This is a genomic window from Mycobacterium sp., assembly GCF_035274705.1.
In the GTDB taxonomy this organism is placed as follows: domain Bacteria; phylum Actinomycetota; class Actinomycetes; order Mycobacteriales; family Mycobacteriaceae; genus Mycobacterium.
Map to the genome: position 1 here is coordinate 24971 of NZ_DATENY010000090.1, position 13566 is coordinate 38536.

General features: G+C 64.8%; 14 protein-coding genes and 1 pseudogene. 8 read left to right on the forward strand and 7 right to left on the reverse strand.

What is annotated here, in order from left to right; all coding sequences use genetic code 11:
• The first annotated feature begins 11 nt into the window (after positions 1-11).
• Positions 12-1241, forward strand: coding sequence for an acyl-CoA dehydrogenase family protein (locus VJV41_RS19235; protein ID WP_325336560.1), 1230 nt, complete (start codon positions 12-14; stop codon positions 1239-1241).
• A gap of 101 nt (positions 1242-1342) precedes the next feature.
• The gene (locus VJV41_RS19240; protein ID WP_325336561.1) at positions 1343-1759 is read left to right on the forward strand and encodes a cupredoxin domain-containing protein; all 417 of its coding nucleotides are present in this window, start codon (positions 1343-1345) and stop codon (positions 1757-1759) included.
• Here VJV41_RS19240 and VJV41_RS19245 read toward each other — a convergent pair.
• On the reverse strand, positions 1752-2114 hold the full coding sequence (locus tag VJV41_RS19245; RefSeq protein ID WP_325336563.1) for a ClpX C4-type zinc finger protein: 363 nt from the start codon (positions 2112-2114) through the stop codon (positions 1752-1754). The genes VJV41_RS19240 and VJV41_RS19245 overlap by 8 nt on opposite strands.
• Before the next feature lie 160 nt (positions 2115-2274).
• On the opposite strand from VJV41_RS19245, the gene VJV41_RS19250 reads away from it, so the two are divergent.
• Positions 2275-2709, forward strand: a complete 435-nt coding sequence (locus tag VJV41_RS19250) for a hypothetical protein (protein ID WP_325336565.1) — start codon at positions 2275-2277, stop codon at positions 2707-2709.
• Positions 2706-3380: pseudogene (locus VJV41_RS19255) on the forward strand (HAD family hydrolase); the annotation flags it as partial. The gene VJV41_RS19250 and the pseudogene VJV41_RS19255, both read left to right, overlap by 4 nt.
• 92 nt (positions 3381-3472) lie before the next feature.
• Here VJV41_RS19255 and VJV41_RS19260 read toward each other — a convergent pair.
• Positions 3473-4756 (reverse strand): cytochrome P450, encoded by a 1284-nt coding sequence (locus VJV41_RS19260; protein ID WP_325336567.1) that lies wholly within the window; start codon positions 4754-4756, stop codon positions 3473-3475.
• Between the two features lie 87 nt (positions 4757-4843).
• Here VJV41_RS19260 and VJV41_RS19265 point away from each other — a divergent pair, with 87 nt between their 5' ends.
• Complete coding sequence (locus VJV41_RS19265; RefSeq protein ID WP_325336569.1) at positions 4844-6757, forward strand: NAD(P)/FAD-dependent oxidoreductase; 1914 nt, start codon at positions 4844-4846, stop codon at positions 6755-6757.
• An 81-nt stretch (positions 6758-6838) separates the two neighbouring features.
• Here the strand turns inward: VJV41_RS19265 and VJV41_RS19270 are convergent, their stop codons facing one another.
• Positions 6839-7342 (reverse strand): nuclear transport factor 2 family protein, encoded by a 504-nt coding sequence (locus tag VJV41_RS19270; RefSeq protein WP_325336571.1) that lies wholly within the window; start codon positions 7340-7342, stop codon positions 6839-6841.
• Between the two features lie 72 nt (positions 7343-7414).
• A complete protein-coding gene (locus VJV41_RS19275) occupies positions 7415-8872 on the reverse strand; it encodes a glycosyltransferase family 39 protein (RefSeq protein WP_325336573.1) in 1458 nt (485 codons plus the stop codon).
• 25 nt (positions 8873-8897) lie between these two features.
• On the opposite strand from VJV41_RS19275, the gene VJV41_RS19280 reads away from it, so the two are divergent.
• Together VJV41_RS19280 and VJV41_RS19285 are read left to right on the forward strand one after the other, a co-directional pair.
• On the forward strand, positions 8898-9857 hold the full coding sequence (locus VJV41_RS19280) for an alpha/beta hydrolase (protein WP_325336575.1): 960 nt from the start codon (positions 8898-8900) through the stop codon (positions 9855-9857).
• A 167-nt stretch (positions 9858-10024) separates the two neighbouring features.
• On the forward strand, positions 10025-10474 hold the full coding sequence (locus tag VJV41_RS19285; protein WP_325336577.1) for a hypothetical protein: 450 nt from the start codon (positions 10025-10027) through the stop codon (positions 10472-10474).
• Here the strand turns inward: VJV41_RS19285 and VJV41_RS19290 are convergent.
• The gene (locus tag VJV41_RS19290; RefSeq protein WP_325336579.1) at positions 10471-10932 is read right to left on the reverse strand and encodes an SRPBCC family protein; all 462 of its coding nucleotides are present in this window, start codon (positions 10930-10932) and stop codon (positions 10471-10473) included. The genes VJV41_RS19285 and VJV41_RS19290 overlap by 4 nt on opposite strands.
• 91 nt (positions 10933-11023) lie before the next feature.
• On the reverse strand, positions 11024-12259 hold the full coding sequence (locus tag VJV41_RS19295) for a serine hydrolase domain-containing protein (RefSeq protein WP_325336581.1): 1236 nt from the start codon (positions 12257-12259) through the stop codon (positions 11024-11026).
• 62 nt (positions 12260-12321) lie between these two features.
• On the opposite strand from VJV41_RS19295, the gene VJV41_RS19300 reads away from it, so the two are divergent.
• Entirely contained in the window at positions 12322-13092 is a 771-nt protein-coding gene (locus VJV41_RS19300; protein WP_325336583.1) for a class I SAM-dependent methyltransferase, read from the forward strand.
• Here the strand turns inward: VJV41_RS19300 and VJV41_RS19305 are convergent.
• On the reverse strand, positions 13089-13502 hold the full coding sequence (locus VJV41_RS19305) for a DUF6188 family protein (RefSeq protein ID WP_325336585.1): 414 nt from the start codon (positions 13500-13502) through the stop codon (positions 13089-13091). The two genes, VJV41_RS19300 and VJV41_RS19305, sit on opposite strands and share 4 nt — an antisense overlap.
• Between the last annotated feature and the right edge of the window lie 64 nt (positions 13503-13566).

Sequence of the window (13566 nt, forward strand, 5' to 3'; positions counted from 1 at the left end):
CAGGAGACGACATGACCCTTGATGTGGTGGCCGCGCGCCCGGCCTTTTCCGAAGAGCCGCTGGGCGGCTCCACGGCGCAACGGCTGGCCCGGTTGCCTGCCATCGTCGATGAGTTGCGCCGCGCCGACGCGGCGGCCGAACGCGACCGCGTGCTGCAGTACGGTGCTGTCGCGCGACTTAGGCATGCCGGGTTGTTGGGCCTGCGGGTGCCGGCGCGTTATGGCGGCCCCGGTGCGGGTGCCCGCGATGTACTGGCGATGGTGATTCAGATTGCCCGGGCCAGTTCCAATGTGGCCCAATCGCTACGGGCCCACTTCGGCTTCTCGGAACGCTTGCTGAGCAATCGCGCGACCGAGGCCGAACGGGTGCAATGGTTCCCGTCCGTCAACTCCGGGCGGGTGTTCGGTAACGCGGTCACCGACGCACAGGGCAAGTCACCATCGAGTTCGGACACCACACTGCTCGCGGATTCCGCGGGCGTACTGCGGCTCAACGGCTACAAGTTCTATTCCACCGGAACACTGTTCGCCGACCTCATCGCCGTGTCGGCGATCGATGCCGAAGGCAGGGATCTGCAGGCGATCGTCCCCACGGACCGGCTCGGCGTGGAGCTGTACGACGATTGGGACGGTTTCGGTCAGCGGCTCACCGCAAGTGGCGGCACCCGGTTCACCGATGTGATCGTGCACCCGGTCGAGGTAACCACGGTGTCCGACGGCAAACATCTCGGGCACTCAACCGCGTTCCTGCAGCTGTATTTGGCCGCGGTAGCTGCAGGCATCGCGCACGCCGTATTCGACGATGCTGTTTCGTACGTACGGGATCGGGCACGTCCGGCTTCGCACTCGCTGGCCGACACCGCGTCGGGTGATCCGTTCATCCTTCAGGCGGTGGGGAGTATCGGCGCCGACGCCTCGGCGGCCGAAGCGGTCGTGCTCGCGGCGGCCGATGTGATCGACGCTGTAGTCGATTCGGGCCGTCAGGCCGACGCCGACGCGCTCGCCGAACTGGCGATCACCATCGCCAAGGCCCAGCTGGTGGCCGAACGACTCACCCTGGCGGCCGCCGAGCGGTTGTTCGACACCGGAGGAGCATCGGCTACCGCCCGCAAACTGAATCTGGACCGGCATTGGCGCAACACCCGCACCGTAGCAAGCCATAATCCGTTGGCGTACAAGGCCTATGCGGCTGGCAATTACGCGGTCAACGGGGTGTGGCCGCCTGCCAACGGCTACTTCTGAATCTTCGCGTAGCACCCCCACGTACCGCGAAATTGCTCTTATTTGAACCAATTCGGGCCGATAATCGTGTCTTTCGCAACGGTGCAATCGAAGGGGTCACGATGAAGAAATTGGGTTTGTTCTGTGCGGCTGTGTGCCTGGTCGCGGCGACGGCCACAGCGTGCGGCGGATCGAATACTGCCACGCAGGGACGCGAGACCGGGACGGCGACTCTTACTGCCAGCCCGACGGCGAGCGAAGGGAAGGCCAGCGCTCCGGCCGAGGCGGCCGCCGGTGCCACGCTGACGATCGTGAACATGAGTTTCGGCCAGCCCATCACCGTGTCGCCCGGGGCGCAGGTGACCATCAAGAACGACGACTCCGCCGAGCATTCGGTGACCTCCGATACGGCTGGCAAGTTTGACGTGGAAATCGACGGCAAGGGGCAGGGCACGCTCACCGCGCCGACCGAGCCGGGTGAATACGCCTTCCATTGCAAGTACCACCCGTCGATGCACGGCACTCTGATCGTCAAGTAGTCGCGCGGGAGAAGCGTTCCCACGCCGACTGGCGCGTCATTCCCAGGGCGGCGCCGATGCGCGCCCACGACACGCCGCGCTCCCGCAGTTCGTCAACTCGGTCGCGCAGGCCGGCTTCGACATAGGTCGCCGATTCGGCGATGAATGGAATCCGTTGCAGCAGTTCCTCATCCGATAGCGTCGCCCACTCGGGAACAGATGGCGGTTCGGCCGTCTTGGCCTTGGCGAGCACGCCAACGCACAGGTCCACGCAGGTGTCACAGATGTAGACAGCGGGGCCGGCGACCAGCCTGGCGACCTCGGTGTGGGGTCGGCCGCAGAAAGAACAGCGCCATTCGGCCTTCTTGACGGTCATCGTCGACTCCTCAAGTTGTCAGGTATCTCCTGACACGCGTTTTGTAAGGTAACACCTGACATGGCCGACGGCCAACGTTTAGACGTCGCCACGCGAGGGCACCCGCCTGAATTAGCGGGTTCGTCAATCTGACCGGGCCCGACCGATCGAAGGAATCGACATGACTACCAACACCGTGATCTGGATCGTCGTTGCGGTCGTCGTCGCGATCGTCGTGGTCGCCGTGCTGGCGCTCCTGGCCCGCAACGTCCGCAATCGTCGCCGCCACCTGCATGCGGAGCGCATCCGCGAGGAGGTCGGCCGTGAGACGCAGCGCGTAGAGAAGCGCGAGGCGTTCGCCCAGGAGACCGAGGCCAAGGCGCGGGCCGCCCAGGCCGAGGCCGAGGCCAAGGCTGCGGAAGCGGCCAGACTGCAGGACAAGGCCTCATCGCATCGCGAAGCGGTCACCACATCACGCGAGGAACTGGATGCGCAGCGGGAGCGCGCCGACGCGCTGGATCCAAAGCGACGCGACTCCGAACAAGGCAAGCATGAGCGCATGGCGGAGGGCGCACCTACTCAGAACACGTCCGCCCGCGAGCACCATCAGTCGTGACGATCGGCGGTGACCGCGAACGGGCACCGGCGGTGCTGTTCGACGTCGACGCCACATTGGTCGACTCGAACTATCTCCACGTACACGCCTGGTATCGCGCGTTCGAGGAGGTCGGACACGGAGTCTAGGCGTGGCGCGTCCACCGGTCGATCGGGATGGACGGCTCAACGCTCGTCGCCACGCTCGCCGATCGCGCTGATGACGACGCCCGTTCGCGCGCCAAGGACCTGCACTCGCGCTACTACAAGGAGACCGCGTCGCCGCTGCGCCCGCTACCCGGCGCACGCGAATTGCTTGAACGCGTCAAAGCCCTTGGAATGCAAGTGATTCTCGCGACGTCAGCGCCCGACGATGAACTGGAGATTTTATGCATGGTCTTGGACAGCGACGACCTTGTCGATGCGGTGACGTCGTCGAAGGACGTCGACACCGCCGAGCCGAAACCCGACATCATCGAGGTCGCACTCGACCGCGCGGGTGTGGACGCCGCCCATGCCGTCTTCGTCGGTGACGCGGTGTGGGATGTGGAAGCATGCGAACACGCCGGCGTCCCGGCGATCTGTGTACTCAGCGGCGGTGTATCCCGCGGCGAACTCGAAACCGCCGGCGCGAAAGGCCTTTTCGAGAATGTGCGCGAGCCGTGCGATCGCCTGGATACCACCTCGATCGCCACACCCGCGCGAGCGGTGCAGACTGCCCGCCAGAGAGATCTACGCTCGCGGTTGGCGGGTGCCGGTTCCGGACGGTTCCACCCGCGAGCAGCTCAGTTTGGTGGTGTCCAAGACACCGGCAGCCGCTTGATGCCGTGAATGAACGGCGATAGCAGCCGTGCCGGCTCTTCGGTCGCAGCGATGTCGGGCATCTGGCGGTGCAATTCCTCGAACATGACGCTGATCTCTCGGCGCGCCAGGTTGGCGCCGAGACAGAAGTGCGCGCCGCCACCGCCGAAACCGACATGCGGATTCGGCGTTCGGGCAACGTCGAACGTCCATGGGTCGACGAACTTGTCCTCGTCGCGGTTGGCCGAGCAGTACCACAACGACGCCTTGTCACCGGCAGCCAACTTCACGCCAGAAAGTTCGCAATCCTGCGTCAGGGTGCGGCGCATGTAGATCACCGGCGCGGCCCACCGCACGATCTCTTCGACGGCCGTTGGCGCGATGGTCTCGTAGTCGGCCCACCATTTCGCGCGCTCATCGGGATAGCGGGTCAGCGCCAACACGCCGTGACTGATTGCATTGCGGGTGGTCTCGTTGCCGGCCACCACCAGAAGAATGAAAAACGACGCGATCTCGGCCGACGTCAGGCGCTCGCCGTCGACTTCAGCCCGCACCAGAGCGGTCGTCAGATCCTCGTGCGGATTGTCTCGACGGTCCTCCGCGAGCGCGGTCGCGTATGCGCCGATATCCATCGAGACCTTGACGAACTCCTCGTAGTCGGTGGCGATGTCCTTATCCCCGAAGCCGAGAATCACGTTGGTCCAGTGGAAGATCCGCCGGTGGTCTTCCTCGGGGATGCCCATCATGTCGCAGATCACTTGCAGGGGCAGCGGGCCGGCCAGCTCCTCCACCACCTCGCCGGTGCCGTCTGGATGCTCAGCGATCATCGTTTCCACCAGGCGCCGTGCCCGGTCGCGCACGGAAGCCTCGGTGCGGGCCACCACCTTCGGGGTGAACGCCCTGCTGACGATGTTGCGCAGGCGCAGATGCCGCGGGTCGTCCATGACGATCATCGACCCGAAGAACTCGGACAGCTCGGGGTTCGCATCGTTGATGGTGATACTCGGCCGCGAGCTGAAGATGTGCGGATGGCGGCTGGCGTACCAGATGTCGTCGTATCGAGTCAGCGCCCAGTGTCCCGGTCCTTCTTGGACCCCCGGCGTCTCGAGCGGAGGGTGAAACGAGATCGGCGCCTCGCGGCGCAGCGTCGCAAATGCGCCGTCGCGCAGGTCGTCGTCTTGCACCCAGAACTTCCACGAGCCCAGGTCGACGTCGGACAGGGGCACATCTGGGGGAGCGGCGCCGTTCACCCGCGTGGCGATACCCATATCTGCGAGCGTAGGTTCCGGCCCGGCCGCCGGCACGGATTTCTGAAACATGTTCCAATTCGCAATCCGGCGTGATGCACTTCCATGGTGCGTAACCCACATGCGGGGCAACCCTTTACGACGTCCGATGCCCAGATCGCCGAGGCGTTGCTCGACGTCAGCATTCCGACGTTGATGTTGTCGCTGGTCCACATGTCGGGCGATCCCAGCTTGATCCGTGGCGAGCTCAAGCCCGGCGGCCTGTTCCTCAACGAGGTACAGGGCTACATGTCCGAAGAGGACAAGGCTGCGGTTCGAAAAATCGCCCTGGAGGTCATCGCTGACTACCGCGACCGCGACTGCCCTGAACCCGAGCCGATCGGCCCTGAGCTGCTGCAGGAGATGATGCAGTGGCTGGTCTGCGAACCGGTTCCGCCCGAATACGTGCCCATGCTGCTCGAGGAGATGGAGCTCGACGGCCGCGACGCGCGTGCGGTCCGTGGCACACCTGCCGACCTCCCGGTGGTCGTCATCGGATGCGGCGAGTCCGGCCTGCTGGCCGGTATTCGGCTGAAAGAGGCCGGCATCCCGTTCACCATCGTCGAGAAGAACGCCGGCGTCGGCGGGACGTGGTGGCAGAACTCCTATCCCGGTGCGCGCGTCGACGTCGGCAACCACTTCTACTGCTACAGCTTCGAGCCGACCGACCAGTGGACGCACTTCTTCGCCGAGCAGCCCGAGCTGCAGGCGTACTTCCAGACCGTGATGCACCGCTACGACATCGGCAGGCATGTGCTGTGGGAGACCGAGGTGACCGAGGCTTCCTGGGACGACGACACCGCGACGTGGACCGTCCATGCCCGTGGACGTGGCGGTGAGATGACGACGTTGACGGCGCGAGCGGTGATCAGCGCCGTGGGGCAACTCAACCGTCCGCATCTGCCCGCGATCGACGGCCAGGAGGACTTCGCGGGGCCGTCGTTTCACTCCTCCGAGTGGGACCACTCGGTGGATCTTCGCGGCAAGCGGGTTGCGATGATCGGCGCGGGCGCCAGCGGCTTCCAGATCGCCCCCGCGATCGCCGGCGACGTCGAGCAACTGACGGTGTTCCAGCGGACAGCACAGTGGATGTTCCCGAATCCGAACTACCACGCCGCGGTCGGACCGGGTGTGCAGTGGGCGCTACGGCATCTGCCGTTCTACGGCCGCTGGTACCGCTTCCTGCTGTTCTGGCCGGGCTGCGACAAGGGCCTGGCCGCCGCCTACGTCGACCCTGACTATCCGGATCAGCAGAAGGCGGTCAGCGAGATCAACGAGATCACTCGGATCATGTTCACCGAATGGATCACCAGCCAGATCGGCGACGATCCGGAGCTGCTGGCCAAGGTGGTGCCGGACTACCCGGCCACCGGCAAACGCACCCTGCAGGACAACGGCAGCTGGCTGCGCACGCTCACCCGCAACAACGTCGAACTGGTGCGCACCGGCATAGACCACATCGCACCCGACGCGGTGGTCACCGCCGATGGGAAACGCTACTCGGCCGATATCATCGTGTACGCCACGGGTTTTCAAGCCAATAGGATGCTGTGGCCGATGACCATCATCGGACGAGATGGCGAAATCCTGAGCGAGCGCTGGGGAGAGCGGCCGTCCGCGTATCTGGGTATCACGGTGCCGGGCTATCCGAACTTCTTCTGCATGTACGGTCCTGGCACAAACCTCGCGAGCGGCGGTAGTCTGATTTTCCACTCCGAATGTCAAATGCGCTACATCACACAGTGTTTGGAGCTGCTGATCGAGGGCGGGCAGCGCTGCCTTGAACCGCGCGACGACAAGACCCTCGACTGGCACGACCGCACCCAAGCCGAAATGCGCAGGATGGTGTGGTCACAACCGTCGATCAAGCACTCGTTCTACAAGAACCAGTTCGGCGAAGTGTACGGGCTGAGCCCGTGGCGACTCGTCGACTACTGGAGCTGGACCCGAGAACCTGATCCGGACGATTTCGTAATCCGCTGAGAAATATCTGCGCGAACAGACGCAAAACTGACCCAAAACCACTCAAAAACGGCAGTTTTGCGCCTGCTCGCCCAATAAACGTTAGCCCAGTTCCCAATTCATGCTCTTGGCGAAGGTCCGGGCATCGTCGGAGATGGTCCCTAGCTTGTGGCAGCGCTGGATGTACTCCTGCACCATCGGCATGAAGTTCATCGGGTTGTATGCGTCTTCTTCATAGCTCCAAAGACCGTTGCCGGCGTACTTGAGGATGGTGATGCAGGGCGCCTCGTGAATGCTGCCGTCGCCGGGATCTTTCATCCGATTGAGGACTTCGGAGAAGACCCAGCCTTTCTCCTCGTCGATGGCGTGCCATGTGGTGGGGTAGTAGGGCATCTCACTGCCGGGGAAAGTGTTCATCGTCGACACAATCCACTCGCGGATCGCCTCGCGTCCCTGGAACTTCCCGTAGGTGTGCTCGACGTAACTGGCGTCCTCGGTGAACTCGTCGGCATACCGCGACCAGTCCCAGTTCTCACCGATCTCGACAACCACCTGCTCGTGTTGTTTGAAGGCCTCTTCGAGCTCCTGACGTGACCACTGACCCATCGCAGACCCCTTCGGCTGGCGGCGAAAACTAGAACCTGTTCTACCAAAGCAGGCGCGCGTCGCGGAGCCGATTCAGGAAACCGTCAACGTGCGCAGCTGTGGCCACATCTCGGCCCACGGCTTTCGTTGTCCGGTCAGCAGATACGCGTGCATGTCGTCGCCGATGTCGTCGACCGTCCGGGCATTGGTGAAGTAGGGTCGCAGCGCTTCTGGCGCACGTCCGATATAGAGCACGGTGTCGAAGCCGGGCGGTGGTGCCGGGAAGTAGCCATAGCTGCGGTTGGTGCTGTAGGTCTCGGGCAGGTCGTAACGCTTCGCGTACCCGTCGAGGTAGGCGGCGACGATGTAGGACTCTCCCATGATCACGGTGTGCTCGCGCTGCCCCGTTGGCAAGGCGTGGTAGGCGTCGGCGGCTCGCCGCGCGATCTGCTCGCCGACGTCGGAACGCGCGATCGACACCGAGACCACCAGCGCGCCGACGGCAACCGCCACCGTGAGCAGCCACCCCGGCCAGAGCAACCACCGCCGACGACCGCTGCCCCGCTCACGGCGTCGCTGCAGTCCCAGCGCCCCCGCCGCGGCGAGCGGCGCATACAGCCCGGCGAGGTAGTACGGCCTACCCTGGGTCGCCACGAAGACGAGATACAGCACGACGAAGGTGACGCCGATGAAGCGGTAGTCACGCAGCTCGTCGTCGCGCAAGAACCGCCACCGGCCGTAGACCACCAGCGCCGCCCCCACCACACCGGCGAACACGATCAGCTGGACGGCGATTCCGGGCCGCCCGCCGTACAACGCCTGCGCCTCGCCGGCGACGACGGGCGCCATCCGCAATTGCGGCCAGCCATTGACGTATTGCCACACGACAGTGGGGGAGGCGATCGCCGCCGCGATACCGGCACCGGCCCAAAGCGGGGGGCGGCGTAACAAGTCGCGTGGACCGATACAGGCCGCGGACGCGAGCAGCACCACAAAGAGCAACAGCACCTGGAACTTCGTCAGCGCCGAGATACCCGCTACGGCACCGAGTCCGAGCAGCAGACGGTCGTCGCGCAGGTGCACCCAACGGATCATCAGCCACACCAGCAGCAGCCACTGCACCGGTTCGAAGGTGTAAGGGGTGAGCCAGTGTCCGGTCAATGTTGTCCACACGCCTGTGGCCTGTGCCGCTGCAGTGAAACCCTGTGCGCGGCGGTCACATCCGAGTTCGCGGGCGATCAGCCCGGCGATCATCACAGCAGCGGCGGTGGCGATCACGGCGGGTAGGCGCAGCGCGAAGAGTGAGCCGGGCGCGATTGTGTCCATCAACGCGGCCACGGCAGGGGCAATCGGCGGCTGATCGGCCGATCCCCAATCGAGGTGGTAGCGGCCGATCGCCAGCATGTACACCTCATCGAACCAGTAACCACCACCGAATGTACTTGCCGCACAGTGCAATACGGCTGAAAGCGCGGCGATCGGCACCACGACTCGAGCAGCGAACGGCGCAATGTTCGAACTCGAAGTGGTGTCAGTTTGCGCCGCGGCCATTTACGCCCAGGCTATCGTCAGCGCCGTGGCTCTCGGTATCGACCCGCAAGTGCTCGCGGAACTGGCTCCATTGCTTGAGGCTCTCGGCGCGACCGAACCGCCGCCGGTCGGCGATGTCAAGGCGAGGCGTCTCAACGGGCACCGCATGTTCGACTACGTCGCCACCAGGTGGCAGGCAGCACCCGGCGTCGAGGCCGACCGTCACGCGCTCACCGCCTCCGACGGCGCCGAGCTGGAAGCGCGTTGGTATCGCACTGACGCGGCTCAGCCGGGCAGTGCCGTGCTGTACCTGCACGGCGGCGGCATGATCTTCAGCCTCGAACACCTCGGCCACCTCTACAACCTGGCCGTGCGCGAGTATGTGGCGACGTCGGGCGTGCCGATGTTCGTCGTCGACTACCGCGTCGCGCCCGAGCACCCACACCCCACACCAGTTGAGGACTGCTACTCGGCTCTGCTGTGGTTAGCCGAGAACGCGTCGTCGCTGGATGTCGATCCGGCCCGGATCGCGGTGATGGGCGACAGTGCCGGCGGTGGCCTGGCGGCGGGCCTGTGCTTGCTGGCCCGTGACCGCGGCGGCCCCGCGATAGCCCAGCAGCTACTGATTTACCCGATGCTCGACGACCGCACCCGAACGCCCGATCCGCAGCTGTTGCCGTTCTTGACCTGGACCTATGACGACAACATCACCGGTTGGGAGTCGCTGCTCGGCGACCGCGCGGGCACCGACGCAACCTCGCCCTACGCCGCCCCTGCCCGGGCCGGCGACCTGAGCGGGTTGCCTGACACCTACATCGACGTCGGCGACCTCGATATCTTTCGCGATGAGGACATCACCTATGCGCGGCGCCTGTCGGATGCAGGTGTGCCGACGGAGCTGCACCTGCACTCCGGGTGTCCGCACGCGTTCGAAGCCTTGGCTCGGGGGGCCGCGGTGTCGCGGCGAGCAATCAACGATCGCGTGCGTCGCCTGCGTGCCCTTTAGTCACCGCAAAAGGACGGTGATGGGAGCCAAACGCCTCGACTTAACATGTTCGGCCGCAAGGGTATACGTTTTGTTGGGGGTCAGCGTTTTGCCGTCATTGACGCGGGAATGGATGACGAGGGACCAGCGTCGAATACGACGTCGGGGTCTGAAGGTAGGAGTTAACGATGACGCTGACGAAAATTGTGTCAGCTGCCGTGATTGTCGGAGCGCTTGGATTCGGTGCGATCGGGCCGGGCATGGCCGTGGCGTCGGCCGGTCCTGCTGTGCCCGCGCCGCTGAAGCCTGGACACGGAAACGACGATTGGTGCCCTCCGTGGTGCGGTAACGGCAATGGAAATGGCAACGGGAACGGCCACGGGCCCGACTGGAATCACGGGGACTTCGACAAGGGGCCTTGGTGGGCTAGCAACAACCATGCGTGGTGGGACGACAACAACGGCCCGCCGCCCTGGGGCTGGGGCCCGCCGCCTGCGTATCAATGGGATGGCGGTCCTCCGCGGCCGTTCAACTACTGGGGATACAACGCGAACCCCGTGTGGGATGACGGCTTCCACCAGTGGGGCATCTGGCTGTTCGGCCTCTGGATTCCGGTCTTCGGTATCGGCGTCACCTAAGCCTGGTCTGATTCGACGACGGCCTTGATGCGCTCGAGAGTCTTGCGCATGTCACGGATGTTGCGACGGCGCCGCAGCTGGCCACCCAATACCGAGTAGAGCTTGGTGAAGGCGCTGTCGTTCATCCGGAACGACTCTGTGACATCGGTGCCGTCGTCGGCCGGGCTCAACCGGTAGTGCCAGTTGTTGACCGGCGTGTCGCCGACCAGCACTTCGAAGCCGAACTCGCGGCCCGGTTCACAGGCCGTGACTCGGCATGTGGTCCAGTACACCGGGCCGATCTCGTTGCGCCGCACATGTCCTCGGAACCGCGCACCGAGAGAAGGCCCGGTGGCGCCGTCTATCCATTCGGCCTCGAACGTTTCGGGGGAGAACCGCCCGGTGTTGCGGACGTCGGCGATCAGGTTCCAGATCGCCTCGGCCGGGGCCGCCATCGACACCGTCGCAGAGCCGTCCATGGTCACACCTGCTTTCGTAGTCGGGCGCACGTGACGCGGATAAATCCTCTATTACCAACCACTTTCGAATATCCTCCAGGTGGGCGTGACGTCAGCGTGGCTTTGTCGTCGTTGGCGGTGACGGGGGCGCATCCGGTTCCTGCACTTGCGCGCCGAGTCTGTAGATGTGCTCAGGCGTGAGGACAGTGGTGATTGCCGTAGCCAGCGTGGTGCTCGGCTCGCTGCCCTGATACTCGATGTCGGTGTTGGTGAACATGACGAGCGTCGTTTGCTTCTCCGGCAGATAGACCGCCACGGTCTGGTATCCGGGCAGGCTGCCGTTGTGCCCGATCCAGCCGCCGAGATTGAAGATGCCCAGACCGTATCCGTCCTGTGCGGGCATGCCGGGCGCGCCCACAGTCTGCAGCCGCTGCTTCTGCATCTCCGGAGTCAGCAGCTTCCCGGTCGCCAGTGCCGGCGCCCAGACGTGCATATCGTCAAGCGTCGAGATCATCGCACCCGCCGCCCATGCCCATGACGGGTCCCAATCGGTTGCGGTGGTCTCGCTCCCGTCTGCCGTCGTGTCGGTGTAGCCCTGCGCGTGCGGCTCGGGGAACGCGTTGGTGGTCGGAAAGCTGGTGTGGCCCATGCCAAGTGGCATCAAGATGTGGTCGCGGATGTAATCGTGCAGCGATTGACCGCTGAGCTTTTCCACGACCAGGCCGAGCAGGACGGTATTGGTGTTGCAATAGAGGAATCCCTGCCCGGGCGGGAACACATTGGGCTCGGCGAACGCATAGCCGAGAAGCTGCTGCGGGGTGAAGGGACGCCGCGGATCGGCGACCATCGCGTTCTGGAACGCCGTCGACGCGGAGAAATTGAACAATCCGCTCTGCATTCGAGCCAGCTGCCGCAGGGTGATCTTGTCGCCCCCCGGCACGCCGTCGATGTACTTCGCGATCGGGTCGTCGAGGCCGAGCTTGCCCTGATCCGCAAGTTGCAGGATGCCGGTAACCGTGAATGTCTTTGTCACGCTGCCGATCCGGCTGTAGAAGTCGGTCTTCATCGGCGTCCGAGTGGCCTTGTCCGCGACGCCGAACGTTCGCACGTAGCTGCCGTCGGGACCCCAGATGCCCACGATCACCCCAGGAACATTCGCCGCCGTCATGGCGCCGTTGATGGCGGCGTCGAGCCGCTGTGCCAACGCGTCGTTCACCGGCGCGGCCGTTGGGACCGCAGACGAACTGGCAGTGGTTTGCGATGATTGCGGCGGTGTCTGGTCCGCGCAGCCCGACACCGTCAGCGCCAACACCGTCGCGAGGGCCAGCGCCGTTACCTGTGTACTCATCGGGTGCCACACTATTCGCATTGACGCTGCCGCAAAATGGCGACTGGCGTTAACTGTCTGGTGTGACGGACTGGAGCGGCCGCGACTATGCCGAAGTCAGCAGCCTGCAGAGAACGATGGCAACCGAGGCGCTGACCGCCCTTCGGTTCGCATCGGGCGACCGTGTGCTCGACGTCGGCTGCGGGGACGGCTATCTCACGCGCGCGGTGGCGGGCATGGTGTCCGACGGGTTCGCCGTCGGAGTCGACGCATCGCCCAGGATGATCGAGACCGCGCACGCCGGAGGAAAGCCTGCGGCCGTGGGTCCATGGTTCGTCGTTGCCGACGCACGCGCGCTGCCGTTTTCCGAATTCTTCGATGCGGCGGTGTCGTTCAACGCGCTCCATTGGGTGCCCGAGCAGCGACAGGCACTGTCGCAGATCGCGTCTGTCCTGCGCCCGGGAGGCAAGGCGCTCGTCCAGGTGGTCTGTGCGGGTCCGCGGACCAGTCTGGAGTCGATCGCGATGTCGGTGAGTCGAACTCCTCGCTGGGCGGGGTGGTTCAACGGCTTTGCGGCGCCGTTCATTCACGTCGATCCCGATGAGTACGGCGAGCTGGCCGCGTCGGCAGGGCTGACACTCGAGGATGTGTCGGTGACCGACCGCGAATGGGATTTCGGTTCGCGCGCCGAGTTCGCGCGCTGGTGCTCTGTCGGTTCGGGCGCGTGGACCGACCGACTGCCGGTGCACGACCGCGACGCGTTCATCGCCGACCTGGTCGCCGCCTACGAGCCGATTGCCGGGCGTGCCGGCCTGTTCCGGTTCACCCAGATGCGGGCGCTCCTCCGGCGCTAGCGCTCGGCCGATTCGTCCTCGGGCAGGTCATGCCTGACGACCCGCACCCGACCGCGTGGAAGGCAGGCCGCATATCCGTGCAGTTTCCCGTACAACTCCCAGGCCGTACGGTTTTGGTCGCTGTGGGCATGGATCTCGTGCCCGTCGGAGAACCGCACGTGCAAACTGCCGTCCTCGTCCCAACTTGCGTGCGTGCACGTCGAGCCCGCGAAGTTGAACAGCGCACGCTCTGCGTCCCGTGCAGCGTTCGGGTCGATGGGCACCGCCTCTTCGTCGGCGCGGTCGGTTGCGGGCAGCGTGAAATGGAACGGCACCGAAATGACGAGTTCGTTGTCGTCGAGGTTCAGCACTAGGCCGTCGCGGAACATGATGCGCTGCACCACGCACCCTCGGATCCACGGTTCGGTCACTTTTTCACTCTCGCCGCTCGCGCAATCGCGCACAAGTGTTTCCGTAGCATTGGCCGCGGGGGCT